General features: G+C 74.7%; 13 protein-coding genes. 8 read left to right on the forward strand and 5 right to left on the reverse strand.

All coding sequences use genetic code 11. The annotated features are described in order from the left end of the window. Positions 1-73: 73 nt before the first annotated feature. Together ftsL and rsmH are read right to left on the reverse strand one after the other, a co-directional pair. Positions 74-604 (reverse strand): cell division protein FtsL, encoded by a 531-nt coding sequence (gene ftsL / locus ACZ53N_RS13445; protein WP_469141007.1) that lies wholly within the window; start codon positions 602-604, stop codon positions 74-76. Then, on the reverse strand, positions 601-1,560 hold the full coding sequence (gene rsmH / locus ACZ53N_RS13450) for a 16S rRNA (cytosine(1402)-N(4))-methyltransferase RsmH (RefSeq protein WP_356450951.1): 960 nt from the start codon (positions 1,558-1,560) through the stop codon (positions 601-603). The genes ftsL and rsmH overlap by 4 nt, the downstream gene beginning before the upstream one ends. A gap of 481 nt (positions 1,561-2,041) precedes the next feature. Between rsmH and ACZ53N_RS13455 the strand changes: the two genes are divergently transcribed. From ACZ53N_RS13455 to ACZ53N_RS13470, 4 genes are all read left to right on the forward strand, one after another. Further along, positions 2,042-2,596 carry a beta-class carbonic anhydrase gene (locus ACZ53N_RS13455; RefSeq protein ID WP_469141008.1) on the forward strand — a complete coding sequence of 185 codons (555 nt, stop codon included), beginning with the start codon at positions 2,042-2,044 and terminating at the stop codon, positions 2,594-2,596. Between the two features lie 183 nt (positions 2,597-2,779). Continuing rightward, positions 2,780-3,808 (forward strand): AAA family ATPase, encoded by a 1,029-nt coding sequence (locus ACZ53N_RS13460; protein ID WP_469141009.1) that lies wholly within the window; start codon positions 2,780-2,782, stop codon positions 3,806-3,808. Further along, positions 3,808-5,235, forward strand: coding sequence for a DUF58 domain-containing protein (locus ACZ53N_RS13465; RefSeq protein ID WP_469141010.1), 1,428 nt, complete (start codon positions 3,808-3,810; stop codon positions 5,233-5,235). Before ACZ53N_RS13460 ends, ACZ53N_RS13465 begins: the two co-directional genes overlap by 1 nt. Further along, positions 5,232-7,733, forward strand: coding sequence for a transglutaminase TgpA family protein (locus ACZ53N_RS13470; protein WP_469141011.1), 2,502 nt, complete (start codon positions 5,232-5,234; stop codon positions 7,731-7,733). Before ACZ53N_RS13465 ends, ACZ53N_RS13470 begins: the two co-directional genes overlap by 4 nt. 211 nt (positions 7,734-7,944) lie before the next feature. Here the strand turns inward: ACZ53N_RS13470 and ACZ53N_RS13475 are convergent, their stop codons facing one another. From ACZ53N_RS13475 to ACZ53N_RS13485, 3 genes are all read right to left on the reverse strand, one after another. Continuing rightward, entirely contained in the window at positions 7,945-8,343 is a 399-nt protein-coding gene (locus ACZ53N_RS13475) for a DUF3040 domain-containing protein (protein ID WP_130877337.1), read from the reverse strand. 237 nt (positions 8,344-8,580) lie between these two features. Beyond that, entirely contained in the window at positions 8,581-9,345 is a 765-nt protein-coding gene (locus ACZ53N_RS13480) for a methyltransferase (RefSeq protein WP_469141012.1), read from the reverse strand. A gap of 272 nt (positions 9,346-9,617) precedes the next feature. Next, complete coding sequence (locus ACZ53N_RS13485) at positions 9,618-10,058, reverse strand: SAV_6107 family HEPN domain-containing protein (protein WP_469141013.1); 441 nt, start codon at positions 10,056-10,058, stop codon at positions 9,618-9,620. 253 nt (positions 10,059-10,311) lie between these two features. Here ACZ53N_RS13485 and ACZ53N_RS13490 point away from each other — a divergent pair, with 253 nt between their 5' ends. The 4 genes from ACZ53N_RS13490 to ACZ53N_RS13505 all read left to right on the forward strand — a co-directional run bounded on the left by ACZ53N_RS13490 (position 10,312) and on the right by ACZ53N_RS13505 (position 15,848). Next, positions 10,312-11,121 carry an ATP-binding cassette domain-containing protein gene (locus tag ACZ53N_RS13490; RefSeq protein WP_469141014.1) on the forward strand — a complete coding sequence of 270 codons (810 nt, stop codon included), beginning with the start codon at positions 10,312-10,314 and terminating at the stop codon, positions 11,119-11,121. Continuing rightward, a complete protein-coding gene (locus ACZ53N_RS13495; protein WP_469141015.1) occupies positions 11,093-13,231 on the forward strand; it encodes a YhgE/Pip family protein in 2,139 nt (712 codons plus the stop codon). The genes ACZ53N_RS13490 and ACZ53N_RS13495 overlap by 29 nt, the downstream gene beginning before the upstream one ends. 53 nt (positions 13,232-13,284) lie before the next feature. Continuing rightward, positions 13,285-13,899, forward strand: a complete 615-nt coding sequence (locus ACZ53N_RS13500; RefSeq protein ID WP_130877342.1) for a TetR/AcrR family transcriptional regulator — start codon at positions 13,285-13,287, stop codon at positions 13,897-13,899. A 413-nt stretch (positions 13,900-14,312) separates the two neighbouring features. Further along, complete coding sequence (locus ACZ53N_RS13505) at positions 14,313-15,848, forward strand: phytoene desaturase family protein (RefSeq protein ID WP_469141016.1); 1,536 nt, start codon at positions 14,313-14,315, stop codon at positions 15,846-15,848. Positions 15,849-15,867: the final 19 nt, after the last annotated feature.

A 15,867-nucleotide genomic window follows, 5' to 3' on the forward strand; every position in this document is an offset into this window, starting at 1 on the left:
CCCGGGCGGCGCGGCGGCCGGGCGGGCCTGCGAGAAGCGCGGGGGCCGTACCCCGGGGGATTGCGGCACTGCGTCACCTGCCGGTGGTCGGAACGGTCTTCACTGCCGTACGGGCGTCGGGGGCGGGGACCTGGGGAGCGGGGGCCTCGGGGACGGGAACGGGGACCGGCGGCGGGGCCGGGGCCACCGGAGCCGCCGGGGGCGGGGTGGCCGCGTCGAGCGGGGCGGCGAAGGAGGCGGGGTCGGCGGCGGCCGGGGGCGGGGCGCCGTGGACGGTGCCGTCCGGGTCGAGGAAGACGGGGCTGCCGCCGGGGACCATGCCGAGCTCGCGGGCGCGGCGCTCCAGGGCGTTTGGGGCGGCGAGCTGGTCGACCTCCTGCTGCAGCGCCTGCTGCTCGTCGGTCAGCTCGGTGGTCTTGCGCTGGAGCCGGCTGAGCTCGAAGGAGCCCTGGTTGAGAGAGGAGTTGAGCACCAGCAGCGAGAGCAGCCCGGAGCCGAGCAGCACCACGACCAGCAGGACGAACGGGGTCCGTTTCGCTCCGACGGCCCCGGCGGGCAGCAGCCTGATCAGGCGCGCGCCCGGGCCACGGGCGGCCGGTGTCACGGGGCGTCCTCGCGGATGCGCTCGGCGCCGCGCAGCCGCGCGGGCGCGGCGCGGCGGTTCTCGGCGATCTCTTCCTCGGTGGGCAGCTCGGCGCCGCGGGTGAGGAGCTTCAGGCGCGGCTGGTAGCGCTCGGGGACGACCGGCAGTCCGGGCGGCGCGGTGTTGGCGGCGCCCGCCGCGAAGACCTGCTTGACGATGCGGTCCTCCAGCGACTGGTAGGACAGCACGGCGATCCGGCCGCCGACCGCGAGGGCGGCGACGGCGTTGGGGATGGCCTGCTCGACGCTGGCCAGCTCCGCGTTGACCTCGATGCGCAGGGCCTGGAAGGTGCGCTTGGCGGGGTTGCCGCCGGTGCGCTTGGCGGCCTGCGGCAGCGCGTCGCGGATCAGCTCCACGAGCCGGGCGCTGTTGGTGAAGGGCTCCTTCGCCCGCTCCTTGACGATGGCGCTGACGATCCGCTTGGCCTGCTTCTCCTCGCCGTAGGCGCGCAGGATCCGCACGAGCTCGCCGGGCGCGTAGGTGTTGAGGACCTCCGCGGCGCTGAGCCCCGTCGTCTGGTCCATCCGCATGTCCAACGGGGCGTCCTGGGCGTACGCGAAGCCGCGGTCGGCCTCGTCCAGCTGCATGGAGGACACGCCGAGGTCGAAGAGGACGCCCTGGACGCGCGGAATGCCGAGCTTGTCCAGCACCTCGGGGAGCTCGTGGTAGACGGCGCGCACCAGCGTGGCGCGGTCGCCGAAGGGGGCGAGCCGCTCCCCGGCGAGCGCCAGGGCGGTGGGGTCGCGGTCGAGGGCGACGAGCCGGACCTCGGGGAAGCGGGTGAGCAGCGCCTCGCTGTGCCCGCCGGCGCCGAGGGTGCAGTCGACGACGACCGCGCCGGGCTCGGCGAGAGCGGGGGCGAGCATGTCCAGGCAGCGCTGGAGCATGACGGGGACGTGTCGCGCGTTGCTGCTCATGCGCCCTTCTGAGAGTCCGGGGAGGTCCGCGGGCGTACGCATCCCCGGGTCCCCACCCGCTCGAAGGGGAAACGGCCGGTCCGGCACCGGGGAAGTGATGTCGGGCGACCGGAGAGCGGGAGGAGGCCGAGGGGTACGTACGCGGCGCGCACGTGCGGGTTTTTCGGTTCCAAGGGGAGCGTCAGGCCTCCCACTTCGCGCCACTTTAGTCCACTCGTCCCTTCGGTCAATCAACCGGCCAGCGCGTCCCGCCCCGGCCTTGGACGGTGCCGGGGGATCGCGCCGGGAAGCGGGGGGACGCCTCGATCGGATCAGGAGGGCGGGCCGGGGCGCGCGGCGGCGGGCACGCCCGTGGGGCGCCCTCACCCGTACGGCGGCACACGGCTTTGACCTGTGGTTTACCTCACAGCAGGCCGTGTTGGCGGCGTTTGCCCGCCCTCAAAGCGAGCCGATGGGCCGCGCGCCGACTACCTTCGTGCATATGTCGATATCCGCGCCTCAGCCTTCGCAGCCGACCTCCGACCGCGACCAGCCCGAGAAGACGGTCACCGACCGTCTGGTCGAGGCCAACGCGAAATACGCCTCCGCGTTCACCGACCCGGGCATGGACGCCCGTCCCGTACTGAAGGTCGCCGTCGTGGCCTGCATGGACGCCCGCATCGACCTGCACGCCGCGCTGGGCCTGGAGCTCGGCGACTGCCACACCATCCGCAACGCCGGTGGTGTGGTCACCGACGACATCATCCGTTCCCTGACGATCAGCCAGCGGGCGCTGGGCACCCGTTCGGTGGTCCTGATCCACCACACCGGTTGCGGTCTGCTGAACCTGACCGAGGACTTCCGGCACGAGATCGAGGCGGAGGTCGGACAGCGCCCGGCGTGGGCTGTGGAGGCCTTCAAGGACCTCGACCAGGATGTCCGCCAGTCCATGCAGCGGGTCCGCACCTCGCCGTTCCTGCTGCACACCGACGACGTGCGCGGTTTCGTCTTCGACGTGACGACGGGTCTGCTGCGCGAGATCGACCCCCAACGCTGATTGTCCACAGGCGGTGACGGAACACCGCGTGAGCGGCCAGAATGCGTAGGTGACGCCCGCCCCCGCGATCGGCGGGGGCGCGGCGGCACGTTTCGGGGAGGGCCGGTCCGTACCCACGGGCCCGGTTCGGTACGGGGTATCCCCTGCTCCCTTCGAGCGTGGGGAAGGGCCGAGGAGGGCCGGGTGACGACCTATGACGAACGAGCGAGCCTCAGCGATCTGACCACCACAGCGGAGCGGGTCCGCCGATCGGTGGAGGGTGTGATCGAGGGCAAGCCGGAGGTCGTACGGCTCTCGCTGACCGTGCTGCTCGCCGAGGGGCACCTCCTGATCGAGGATGTGCCCGGGGTGGGCAAGACCATGCTCGCCAAGGCGCTGGCGCGGTCCATCGACTGCTCGGTGCGGCGCATCCAGTTCACACCGGATCTGCTGCCGTCCGATATCACCGGCGTGAGCGTCTTCGACCAGCAGCGGCGGGACTTCGAGTTCAAGCCCGGTGCGATCTTCGCCCAGATCGTGATCGGCGACGAGATCAACCGCGCCTCGCCCAAGACCCAGTCGGCGCTGCTGGAGTCGATGGAGGAACGCCAGGTCACCGTCGACGGGCACAGCTACGAGCTGCCCAGCCCGTTCATGGTGGTGGCCACGCAGAACCCGGTCGAGATGGAGGGCACCTATCCGCTGCCCGAGGCGCAGCGCGACCGCTTCATGGCGCGGGTCTCGATCGGCTATCCGCACCCGGAGGCCGAGCTGCGGATGCTGGACGTGCACGGCGGCGTCTCGCCGCTGGACGACCTCCAGCCCGTCGCGCACGCGCACGAGATCGTCAAGCTCGTCGAGGCGGTCCGGGCGGTGCACGTCGCGGAGTCCGTGCGGCGGTACGCGGTGGACCTGGTGGGCGCGACCCGGCAGCACCCCGATCTGAGACTCGGGGCGTCGCCGCGGGCGACGCTGCACCTGCTGCGCGCCGCCAAGGCCGCGGCGGCGCTGGCCGGCCGGGACTTCACCCTGCCCGACGACGTCCAGTCGTTGGCCGTGGCAGTGCTCGCGCACCGGCTGCTGCCGACCGCGCAGGCGCAGCTGGGCCGGCGCTCGGCCGAGCAGATCGTCGTCGACATCCTCCAGCGGACCCCGGTGCCCGATCCGTCGGCGCAGGCGTGGCGTCAGCCGCCGCCGCCCGCCCACCAGCCCCCGGGGGCGCGGAGGCTGTGATGTCGTCCGGGGGAGCCCCTTCGCGAGGCCCGGCGGAGGCCGGGGCGAGGGGGGCCGCGCGAAGCGGTCTGTGGGCGGCGTTCGGCGGGCTGACCACCCGTGGCCGCTCCTTCCTGGCGGCGGGCGTCGCCGCCGCCGGGGGTTCGTACGTGCTCGGCCAGTCGGACCTGCTGCGGGTGGGGCTGCTGCTGGCCGTGTTGCCCGTGGTGTGCGTGATCGTGCTGCACCGCACCCGGCACCGGGTCACCGGCAGCAGACGGCTCTCGCCGTCGCGGGTGCCCGCGACCGCCGAGGCGCGGGTGCACCTGCGGATCGACAGCGTCTCGCGGCTCCCCACCGGGCTGCTGATGCTCCAGGACCGGGTGCCGTACGTGCTGGGGCCGCGCCCGCGCTTCGTCCTGGACCGGATCGAGCCGGGCGGCCGCCGCGAGGTGTCCTACCGGGTCCGCTCGGATCTGCGCGGCCGCTATCCGCTGGGGCCGTTGCAGCTGCGGCTGACGGACCCGTTCGGGATGTGCGAGCTGACCCGGGGTTTCAGCGCCTTCGACACCCTGACGGTCGTGCCGCGCGTGGAGCCGCTGCCGCCCGTGCGGCTCGGTGGCGAGGCGGCGGGCTACGGCGACGGCCGGCACCACTCCCTCGCGCTGGCCGGCGAGGACGACGTCATACCGCGCGGCTACCGCCACGGCGACGACCTGCGCCGGGTGCACTGGCGTTCGACCGCCCGCTACGGCGAGCTGATGGTGCGTCGCGAGGAGCAGCCGCACCGGGCGCACTGCACGGTGCTGCTGGACACCCGCGGCATCGCCTACGAGGGCGCCGGGCCCCACTCCCCGTTCGAATGGGCGGTGTCGGGGGCAGCCTCCACGGCGGTCCATCTGCTGGAGCGGGGTTTCTCGGTGCGGCTGCTGACCGACACCGGAAGCTCGGTGCCCGGCCCCGACGGCACGGGCGGGTACGGCGGCTCCGCGCACGACTCCGCGGACGCGGCCGGGTTGATGCTGGACACCCTCGCGGTGGTGGACCACTCCGAGGAGACCGGGCTGGCCGCCGCCCACGACACCCTGCGCGGTGGGGCCGGCGGCCTGCTGGTGGCGTTCTTCGGCGAGCTGGACGAGGAGCAGACGGTGCTGGCCGCACGGATGCGGCAGCGCGGCGTGACGGCGGTCGCCTTCGTCCTGGACCCCGCCGCGTGGATGTACGACCCGCCCGGCCGAGGGGGCCAGGGCCCCCGGGCGGGGTTCGATGCCGAGCGGCGGCTGCGCGTGCTGCGTGAGGCCGGGTGGACGGCGCTGGCCGTCACTCCGGGCGCGCCCCTGGCGGATCTGTGGCGGCTGGCGGGTTCCGCCGGCCCCGCCCCGGGCCGGGACGACGCGGCGGGCGGGACGGCGGGCGGCTGGAGCGGCGTGGCGGGAGGCAGGTCATGAGCGGGGGAGTCCGGCTGGCGGTGTGCGCGGCGGCGGCCACGCTGGCGGCGGCGGGTGCGATGCTGCCGCTGGTGGACCGGTCCGGGTGGATCGTGCAGGCGGCGTTCCTGCTGGTGATCCAGACGTCGGTGGGCGTGCTCGCCCGGCGGGTGCCGCTGGCCAGGGTGCTGACGGTGGCGGTGCAGGCCCTGGTGGCGCTGCTGCTGCTCACCGTGGTCTTCGCGCGGGCGCACGCGATCGGCGGGCTGCTGCCGGGGCCGGACGTCTTCCAGGAGTTCGGGCAGCTGCTGCGGGAGGGCGCGTCCGACATCGGGCGGTATGCCATCCCCGCGCCGACGACCACGGCCATCCGGCTGATGCTGGTCGGCGAGGTGCTGGTGATCGGCCTGGTGGTGGACGCGCTGGCGGTCACGTACCGCAGCGCAGCGCCGGCCGGGCTGCCGCTGCTCGCGCTGTACTCCGTGGCGGCCGGACTGGCGGAAGGCACCGACTGGCTGTGGTTCCTGGCCGCGGCGGCCGGCTATCTGCTGCTGCTCCTGGCCGAGGGCCGTGACCGGCTCGCCCAGTGGGGCCGGGTCTTCGGCGGGGGCGGTGCCGGGCCGGGCCCGGCGGCGCATCCGCTGGGTCCCGGCCAGGGGGCCGCCATCGCGCCGGTCCGTACGGGCCGGCGGATCGGGGCGCTCGCGCTCGGCATCGCGCTGCTGGTGCCGGCCGCGCTGCCGACGATGGACGGCGGGCTGCTCCAGGCGCGCGGCCAGAGCCCCGGCGAGGGCGGCACGGGCGGCGGGAGTGGCGCGGTCAGTCCGCTGGTCGCCCTCCAGGACAGCCTCCGGCAGCCGGAGAACCGCGAGGTGCTGCGCTATCGCACCACCACGCAGAACACCGGGGACCTGTATCTGCGCATCGTCACCCTCGACCAGTTCGACGGCTCGACCTGGCGCACCTCCCCCGGCCGTCCTGTCACCGAGGTGCCCAACCCGCTGCCCACCCCCGCCGGACTGGCCCCCGGGGTGCGCACGGACCCGGTCAACACCTCCGTCGCGGCGTCCGGTTCGTACGCGCAGACCTATCTGCCCCTCCCCTATCCGGCCGAGCAGGTGCGGATCGGCGGCCGGTGGCGGTACGAGCCGGAGGGGCGGATGGTGGTCGGCGGCCACGGGCAGACCACCCGGGGCGCGAGCTACCGGGTGACGAGCCTGCTGGTGGAGCCGACGGCGGCGCAGCTGGCCGCCGCGCCCGCACCCCCGCAGCGGCTGCTGCGCGAGTACACCAAGGTGCCGGGCTCGCTGCCGGCGGTGGTGGCGCAGACGGCGCGGAAGGTGACGGCCGGGGCGGCGAACCCGTACCAGCAGGCCGTGAAGCTCCAGGAGTGGTTCGCGGTCGACGGCGGCTTCCGCTACGACACGGAGGTGGGCTCGGGCAGCGGATCCGACGCCATCGCCAAGTTCCTCCAGGCCAAGGAGGGGTTCTGCGTCCACTTCTCCTTCTCCATGGCGGCCATGGCACGGACGCTGGGCATCCCCGCGCGGGTGGCGGTCGGTTTCACCCCGGGCACCCCGCAGGCGGACGGCTCGATGTCGGTCGGTTCCAAGGACGCGCACGCCTGGCCCGAGTTGTACTTCGAGGGTGTCGGCTGGTCCCGCTTCGAGCCAACGCCGAGCCGCGGCACCCCGCCGGAGTACACAGTCGCCGAGACGCCCGCCGGGTCGGACCCGGGCGCGCCCTCCCCGCGCCCCGACCGGTCCGCCGCGCCGTCGGCACCGGCCAGGCCGGGTGACGACTGCACCCCGCAGCTGAAGAAGGTCGACGGCTGCCCGGCCCTCGCCCAGCAGCCCGGCGGCGGCGCGTCCGACGACGCGCCGCGGGCGGGCACGGTGACGGCCGTCGTGGTGGCCGCGCTGCTGGTCCTCCTGCTGCCCGTGCTGCCGATGCTGTGGCGCCGGCGGGTACGGGCCCGGCGGCTGCGCACGGCGGGCGCGGCCGGGCGCGCAGCTCCGGTGAGCCCGGTGCCCGTGGCGTCGGCGCTGCCGGTGCCGGTGCCGGTGCCGGACGACGATCCGCGGGAGACGGTGGAGCGGACGCTGGCGGCCTGGCGCGAGCTGACCGACTCCGCCTGGGACTACGGCATCCTGCCGGACGACGCGCAGACCCCGCGCAAGGCGGCGGCGCGGATCGTGCGGATCGGCGCGCTGGACGGCCCGCCGGCCGAGTCCGCCGTCCGGGTGGCCACCGCGGTGGAGCAGGCGCTGTACGCGCCAACGCCCCGCCCGGTCGGGGCGTTGGCGGCCGAGGTCGAGTCCGTACGGGCCGGGCTGCGCGCGGCTGCGGGGCGCGGGGCGCGGCTGCGGGCCGTGCTGGCTCCGCGCTCGGCCGCCCGTGTGGCGTGGGAGTGTTCGCGGCGCTGGTCGGCAGCGCTCGAACGGCTGCGGACCGGGCGGATCGTGACGGTGTGGCGCCGGGCGGGTGTGCTGCTGCGCCCCTCGCGACAGCGGGGCTGAACGGACAGCGGGGCTGAGCTGAGCGGCTTCATCAAGCCCCTCCGGCGTGTGAGGAGGCGCCCGAAGGGCGCTCCCGCCGCAGGCGGCGGCCAAGCGGCGGTCAGGCGGGGGGACGACAAGCGGCAGGGGCCGGGACACGATGTCCCGGCCCCTGCCGTCTGCGAAGCGCTCCGCGCGCCTCAGCCGCGCGGTCCTGCGAGAAATGCGGGGCTCAGTGGCCCTGTTCGTCACGGCGGCGCTGCCAGCGCTGCTCGATCCGGTCCATCACGGTACGGCGCTGTCGGGCCTGCCGCCGGGGTGCCCCGCCCATCGCGGCGGGTCCCGCCTGTGCTCCGGGCCTGGGCGCCTTGCGCCACCCCGTCACCGCGAGCACGGCACATCCCAGCATGACGAGGAACCCCACCACGCTGATCCAGATCTGCTGGGCGACCATTCCGGCCATGAGGAGCGCGATGCCCACCAGAAAACCCGCGACCGCCTGGTAGACCCGTCGCCGGGTGTACGTGCGCAGGCCGCTGCCCTCGAGCGCTGTGGCGAATTTGGGATCTTCGGCGTACAGCGCTCGCTCCATCTGCTCGAGCATGCGCTGCTCGTGCTCCGAGAGCGGCACGGAGTCCTCCTACTCGTCGGTCGCGGGGGGCGACCGGGGTGCGACCCTTTCAGGATAGGCAGGGAATCGCCCCCGTGAAACCCGCCCCTCTGCGCCAATCCGCCCACCGATGTGGTGTGGCGATCGATGACGTCGGGACGTACATTCCCTGCCCGCCGATCCGCCATGCCGGACGGTGTGCACCGATCATACGGGGCGAACGGGCTGATCGGGTGGCCTGTGACCTACCGCTTGCGGTCAGCCACGCTCGGCCAGGACGTGCAGCTGAGTGGCCACGGAGTGGAAGGCGGGCAGCTCGGCCGCCGCGGCCTCCAGCTGGAGCAGCGCGTCGATGGCGCCGGGCTCGGTGTCGACGAGCACGCCGGGCACCAGATCGGCGAAGACCCGTACACCGTGCACGGAGCTGACGGCCAGCCCGGCGTCGGTGACCAGCTCGGTGAGCTGGTCGGCGGTGAAGCGGCGCGGGACCGGGTCGCCGTCGCCCCAGCGGCCGGCCGGGTCGGAAAGGATCTGCCGGGCCTCGGTGAAGTGACCGGCGAGGGCCCGGGCGAGGACGGCACCGCCCTGGCCCGCCGCCAGCAGGCTGAGGGTGCCGGCCGGGCGGAGCGCGTCGATGGCGTTGCGAATGCCCTCGGCGGGGTCGTCGACGTACTCCAGCACGCCGTGGCACAGAACGGCGTCGTAGCCGCCGCGCTCGACCACGTCGAACAGGCCGTGGGCGTCGCCCTGGACCCCGCGCACCCGGTCGGCGACCCCGGCCTCGGCGGCCCGGCGCTCCAGCGCGAACAGGGCGTTGGGGCTGGGGTCGACGACGGTGACTCGGTGTCCGAGACGGGCGAGGGGCACCGCGAAGTAGCCGGAGCCGCCACCGGTGTCGAGGACCTCGAGCTCGCCCGCGGCGTCCCCGCCGGCGGCCTTGGCCCGGCGGCCGAGGGCGTCCCGCAGGACCTCCCAGACCACGGCGGTACGGAGGGACGCCCGGGGGCGCAGCGGGTCTGACACGGCGGGTGGCTCCTCGGCGCGGTGTCGCCGCCCCGGCGGCGGCGACGAAGGACTGTTCGGCGGTGCCCAGCCTAATGTGTCCCGCGGATCACGGGAGCGGACGCTTCGGGCCCCGCAAACAAGCCCGTCCGGCGGCACCTCCCAGCGGTAGCTGGGGGAGTTTGAGGACGCGCCCGCAGGGCGCTCGCCGCCGCAGGGCGCTCGCCGCCGCAGGGCGCTCGCCGCCGCAGGCGGCACAGACGGGCCGCAGCCGAAGATCCGCCGGACAGGCGCTAGCGGCAGCACACCCCCTCGGCGATCCGCAGGAAATCCGCGGCGTCCCGCAGCAGATCGTCCGCGTCCCGGCGGCTCGCCGCGGAGCGGATGCCCGCCTCCGCGCGGGCCCGGCGGGGGGCGCCGGAGGCGAACAGGGCGCTCCACTCGGCGAGTTCGGGGGCGACCTCCGGCAGGACCTCCCAGGCGCTGCGGATCCTCCGGCGACGCCGCTCGGAGGTCTCGGGGCGGCCCCGCACGGCGAGGACGGCGGCCGCCGCGCGCAGGGCGGCGAGGTGCGCGGTGGCGTACCGCTCGTGCGGGGCTTGCAGCGTGGCGGCTTCCGCCAGCCCGTGCTGGGCCTGGTCGAGCAGGTCGAGGGCCGCGGGCGGGGTCGCCGCGCGGCGCGGGACGGGCTGGAGGGGCGGGACGGGACGGACGTCGCTCGCGCTACCGGCCATGACGAACCTCCTTCGTCGGGGGCGGTCCGCACGCGGGCGGAGCCGCCGTATGCCCCCATCGTGGGGCACACCACTGACAATCGCCCTGGCCTGCACGAACACCGTGCCTGGGGGCAGTTGGCGCGGTCGGTCGCGGGCAGTGGAGGCCAGGAGTCCGGCCGAAAACCTCCGTCCGTGGTTGACGGGCGCGGGGGCTTCCCCCGCATGCTTTTGCACTGACCGGTCAGTGCAGCTTCTGGTACGGGAGGTTCGTGTGAACAGCGCTCCGCCGACCGACGCCCCGCCCGGGGCCGCCGTCAGGGCCGAGGGGTTCGGCGTCCGGGGTCCGCGCGGCTGGGCCTTCCGTGACGTGGACGTCACGGCCGCGCCCGGCGCGCTCGTCGCCGTCGAGGGCCCCTCCGGCTCGGGCCGCACCTGTCTGCTGCTCGCGCTCACCGGCCGGATGCGGGCCGGCGCCGGCCGGGCCGAGGTCGCCGGACTGCCGCTGTCCGGGACGGGCCGCGGCGCGCACCGGAGGAACATGGCGGCGGTCCGGCGGATCAGCGCTCTCGCGCACGTACCCGGCGTCGCCGAGCTCGACACCTCGCTGACCGTCGCCGAGCACCTGCGCGAACGAGCGCTGCTGCGCCGCCGGTTCGGCGGCCCGCTGCGCGGTCTGCTGCGGTCGCGCGCCGAGCGGACGGCGGAGGCCGCGGCCCGCGTCGAGGGGGCACTGGCGGCCGCCGGGCTGGACCCGGCGGCCCTGCCCAAAGACGACCGCACGGCCGTACGGGACCTTCAGCGGCTGGAGTCGCTGCGGCTGTCGGTGGCCCTCGCGCTGATCGGCGGTCCACGGCTGCTCGCCGTGGACGACACCGACCTCAAGCTCTCGGACGCGGAGCGCACGCGCGCGTGGGCGCTGCTGCGGTCGGTCGCCGACGCCGGGACGACCGTGCTCGCGGTGTGCGGCACGGCACCGCCCGAGGCCACGGTCGTCGTCCCGACCGCCTGCCACGAAGCGGGCACGGACACCAGTGACAAGGAGGACGCGGCGGATGCGCTCACCGAAACTGGCCGCGCTTGAGCTGAGGCGGTTCGGCAGGGGACGGCTCCCCCGCGCGGCACTCGTCGCGCTCCTGCTGCTGCCGCTGCTCTACGGCGCGCTGTATCTGTGGTCCTTCTGGGATCCCTACGGGCGCCTCGACAAGGTGCCCGTGGCCCTGGTCAACGCCGACCGGGGCGCCACCGTGGACGGGCAGAGACTCACCGCGGGCGACACGATCGCCAAGGGGCTGCGCGACAGCAAGTCGTTCCAGTGGCACGAGACGAGCGCCGAGGCGGCGCGCAAGGGCGTCGAGAACGGCACGTACTACCTGTCGCTGACCGTTCCCGCCGACTTCAGCGCGCAGGTCGCCTCCAGCTCGGGCCGGACCCCGCGGACGGGCGCGCTCCAGGTGCGGACCAACGACTCCAACAACTACATCGTCGGCCAGATCTCCCGCACGGTCTTCTCCGAGGTACGGGCGGCCGCCTCCCGTAAGACCTCGCGGTCCTTCTACGACAAGATCTTCGTCTCCTTCTCCGACCTCCACGACCGGACGGCGAAGGCCGCGGAGGGGGCGGGGAAGCTCGACGACGGCATCGGCAGGGCGAAGAAGGGCGCCGGCGACCTCGAAAAGGGGCTGGCGGACGCGAAGAAGGGCAGCGGCGACCTCCAGGAGGGCGTGGACGAACTGCACACCGGGGCGGGCACCTTGGACACCAAGTCCCAGGAGCTGGCCACGGGCGCGCGGAAGGTCGCGGACGGCACCCGGCAACTGGCCGACAAGGTCAACGGCGCCGCGGCGAAGGAGGGCGCCTTCGTCAAGGAGAACGCCGAGGCGATCGGCCGCACCGCCCGCGTCGTCGCCAGGGAGACGAAGACGCTGCGGGACCACCTGGACGACCTGCCCTCCCCCGCCACCGCCGCCCGTCTCGCCGAGAGCAGCCGCCGCGCCGCGGACGCCCTGGCGGCCGTATACGACAAGTCGTGCGGGAGCGAGAAGCCGGCCGCTCCCGATGCCGTCTGCCCGGAGCTGCGCAAAGCGGTGTTCGCCGCCGGGAAGTCGGCGGACGGCGCCGCGGCCCTGAGCGCGCTGGTCCACAACGAGAACGGCGCACTGGACCGGCTGCCGGGCACGCTGGACACCCTCCACACCTACGCCGTGCGGCTCGCCGAGGAGGCCCCGCACCTCGCCCGGGACATCGACGGTGCCGTGCGCAAGGTCAACGCCCTCGACGCGGGCGCGCGGAAGGTCGCCGAGGGCGCCGGGGCGCTGCACTCCGGGGCCGGGAGGCTGCACACCGGACTCGGCACCGCCAAGGCGGGCGTCGGCGATCTGGACGGCGGGATCGGGAAGTTGCGCGAGGGCGCGGGCACCCTCCAGGGCGGCATGTTCAAGCTCTCCGACGGCTCCGCCGAACTCGCCGACGGGCTGCGGGACGGCGTCGACCGGATCCCCGACTACGGCAGGAAGGAGCGTGACGCCCGCACCCGGGTGATGGCCGACCCGGTCGCGCTGGCCTCCGAGGCCACGCACAAGGCGGCCAATTACGGCACCGGTTTCGCGCCCTACTTCATCCCGCTCTCCCTCTGGGTGGGGGCGATGGTCGCCTACATGCTGATCCAGCCGCTCAACCGGCGGGCGCTCGCCATCGGTGCGGGCGGCTGGCGGATCGCCCTCGCGGGCTGGCTGCCGGTCGCCGCGATCGGAGTGCTCCAGGCCGGCGCGCTGCTGGCCGTGCTGCACTGGCTGCTCGGGCTGGAACTGCCGCGCGCCGCGGCCACGATGGGCTTCCTGGTCCTGGTCACCGCGTGCTTCGCCGCGATCGTGCAGTGGCTGGGCGCCCGCTTCGGTCCGGCCGGGCGCATTCTCGTCCTGGCGCTGCTGATGCTCCAGCTGACGTCGGCGGGCGGCACGTATCCGGTGCAGACCAGCCCGGGGTTCTTCAACGCCGTCCACCCCTTCCTGCCGATGAGTTACGTGGTGGACGGACTGCGCCACCTCATCACCGGCGGCGGCCCCGGCCCGGTGTGGCGGGCCTGCGGCGTGCTGGCCGCGTTCACGCTGGGCGCGCTGACGCTCACCGCGTGGACGGCCCGGCGCAAGCAGGTCTGGACGGTGGACCGGCTGCACCCGGAGCTGAGCCTGTGAGCCGGATGAGCCCTGTGAGCAACGCCACCTCGTCGGCAGGGAGAATCATCCCCATGGACAGCAGCGGTACGCGCCGTCAGAACACCCGGCGGAAGCTCTTCGAGGCGGCGGTCACCCTCATCGCCGAGCAGGGCTTCTCCTCCACCACGGTGGACGAGATCGCCGAACGGGCCGGGGTCGCCAAGGGCACGGTCTACTACAACTTCGCCAGCAAGTCCGTGCTGTTCGAGGAGCTGCTGCGGCACGGCATCGAGCTGCTGGCCGACTCCCTGCAGCGGGCGGCCGACGAGAGCGCCGAGCGCGGCGGCCGCAGGGTCGACGCGCTGGACGCGATGATCGGGGCCGGGCTGGACTTCATCTCCCGCTATCCGGCGCTCACCCAGCTGTACGTGGCCGAACTGTGGCGCACCAACCGGGCCTGGCAGTCGACGCTGATGCAGGTGCGGCAGAAGGCGATCGCGGTCATCGAGTCCGTGCTGCGGGAGGCGGTCGCCGCCGGTGAGCTGAGCCCGGAGATCGACGTGCCGCTGACGGCGTCGGCGCTGTTCGGGATGGTGCTGGTGGCGGCCCTGGACTGGCAGTCGTACCAGCCGGAGCGGTCGGTCGAGGAGGTGCACTCGGCGCTGTCACGGCTGCTGCAGGGACGGGTCGGCGGCGCCGGCCGCTGACGGGAGCGGCCTCGAACGGGCGGGCACCGGGCGGAAACGGCGCTGTTCCGGTGCGGTCCGATCCCCCTCGGCCCGCACCGGAACAGTGTTCCCCCGTACTTCCCCCGTGCTCCCCGGGCCTCCGCGTTTCCCCCGTGGAGACCCGGTTCTCCCCCGTCACGGCCGAGCCGTCGTCCCGTTCCGCCGCCCCGTGTCGGCGGTCCGGCGCTCCGGCTCTTCCGTGGGCACCACTCTTCCTTCCGAGCGGGCCCCGTCCCATCCGCGCAGCTACTCATCTCCGGTACTGAGTACGTGTACTCACGCCTGAGCGTTCACCCCCGGCGGCGGCGGTCGGCGGGAGCGGCCGGACGGCCCGGGGCAGGTGCCGGGCCGTGTTGTCGGTGTTGTCGGTGCCGCCGGATACAGTCACTGGCATGGCACGGATTGTGGTGATCGGCGCCGGGATGGGCGCGATGGCAGCCGCCGCCCGGCTGGCCGTCGCGGGCCACCGGGTGGCGGTGTACGAGCGCGCGGCGACGCACGGGGGCGGCGTGGGGCGCCTCGAGAAGGACGGCTTCGTCTTCGACACGGGGCCGGGGCTGTTGCATCTGCCCGCCGTCTACCGCGACCTGTTCGTCAAGACGGGCAAGGAGCCGCTGGAGCGGTGCGTCGGTCTGGCCCAGGTCGACCCGGCGAGCCGGCACGTCTTCGCGGACGGCACGGACGTCTCGCTGCCCAACGCCTCCCGGGCCGGCGTCGTCCAGGCGCTGGACGACGCCATCGGCCCCGGCGCGGGCGAGCGCTGGAGCGACCTGGTCAACCGGGCGCGCGAGGTCTGGGACGCGACCCGGCGGCCGCTGCTGGAGGAGCCGCTGCGCGAGGACCGGACGGCCCTGGGCCGGGATCCCTATCCCGCGGTGCGCAAGCGCGTTCTGTTCAGGCGGCGCGTCCCGGTCACCCTCGCGTCCGTCGCGGAGCGGGAGCTCGGGGACGCACGGCTGGCCGCCCTCCTGGAGAGCCACGCCCTGGCGTACGGGCTGGACCCGCGCCGCGCCCCCGGCAGCGCGACCGTGCTGCCGTACATGGAGCAGACCTTCGGCAGTTGGTATGTGAGCGGGGGCGTGCGGGCGCTCGCCGACGCGCTGTACGAGCGGTGCAGGGACCGCAAGGTGGAGTTCCACTTCGAGGCGGAGGTGGCCCGGCTGCTGGAGAAGGACGGGCGCGCCGCCGGTGTGGAGCTGGCCGACGGGAGCGTGGCCGAGGCGGACCTGGTGGTCGCCGGGGTCTCGCCCGGGCAGCTGGCGAGGATCGCGCCGGGCGCGGCCACGACGTTCCAGGCCCCGGTGCCGCCCGGCAGGTTCACGGTCTTCCTCGCGCTGCGCGGGGCCCGGCCCGAAGGCGTCGTCCACCGTACGGTGGTCCACACCGGCGACCGGGCGGCGGAGTTGGCGGCCGTCTTCGGTGACGACGACCGGCCGGCCGCAGGGCGCGGTGCGGGTTCCGGTTCGGGCCGGGCGGACTACCGGCCGACGGTGACCGTGCTGCGTCCGGACGATCCGGCCGCCCGCCCGGACGACGGGCATGAGGCCGTCACCCTCAGCGCCACGGTCGCACCGCACGGACGCGTCGACTGGACCGACGTGCCGACTGCCGAGGGCTTCGCGGACCGGATGGTCGACGCCGCCGCGGCGGCCGTGCCGGGGCTGCGGGAGCGGCTGCTGTGGCGGGAGGTCCGTACTCCGGCCGATACGGAAGCGGCCCTCGGGGCCGAGGGCGGCGGGGTGCCCGCGCCGGTGCTGGCGGGTGCGGACGGCCGCTTCCTGCGCCCCGGCAACGCGACCCCGGTGCCCGGTCTCCACCTCGCGGGCGGTTTCGCCCACCCCGGCGGCGGGCTCGCCCACGCCGGGATGTCCGGGGCACTGGTCGCCGGTCTCATCGTCTCCGGCGCGGACTGGCGCGGCTCGCAATGAGCCGTCGCCTCTCGCACCC

It is taken from the genome of Streptomyces sp. NPDC033229, assembly GCF_055576875.1.

What these genes read in the sequence shown, in the direction of transcription:
- ACZ53N_RS13455 (WP_469141008.1), top strand. Translation starts at nt 2,042, where the DNA reads ATGTCGATATCCGCGCCTCAGCCTTCGCAGCCGACCTCCGACCGCGAC.
- ACZ53N_RS13465 (WP_469141010.1), top strand. Translation starts at nt 3,808, where the DNA reads ATGTCGTCCGGGGGAGCCCCTTCGCGAGGCCCGGCGGAGGCCGGGGCG.
- ACZ53N_RS13495 (WP_469141015.1), top strand. Translation starts at nt 11,093, where the DNA reads ATGCGCTCACCGAAACTGGCCGCGCTTGAGCTGAGGCGGTTCGGCAGG.
- ACZ53N_RS13500 (WP_130877342.1), top strand. Translation starts at nt 13,285, where the DNA reads ATGGACAGCAGCGGTACGCGCCGTCAGAACACCCGGCGGAAGCTCTTC.
- rsmH (WP_356450951.1), bottom strand. Translation starts at nt 1,560, where the DNA reads ATGAGCAGCAACGCGCGACACGTCCCCGTCATGCTCCAGCGCTGCCTG.
- ACZ53N_RS13470 (WP_469141011.1), top strand. Translation starts at nt 5,232, where the DNA reads ATGAGCGGGGGAGTCCGGCTGGCGGTGTGCGCGGCGGCGGCCACGCTG.
- ACZ53N_RS13485 (WP_469141013.1), bottom strand. Translation starts at nt 10,058, where the DNA reads ATGGCCGGTAGCGCGAGCGACGTCCGTCCCGTCCCGCCCCTCCAGCCC.
- ACZ53N_RS13505 (WP_469141016.1), top strand. Translation starts at nt 14,313, where the DNA reads ATGGCACGGATTGTGGTGATCGGCGCCGGGATGGGCGCGATGGCAGCC.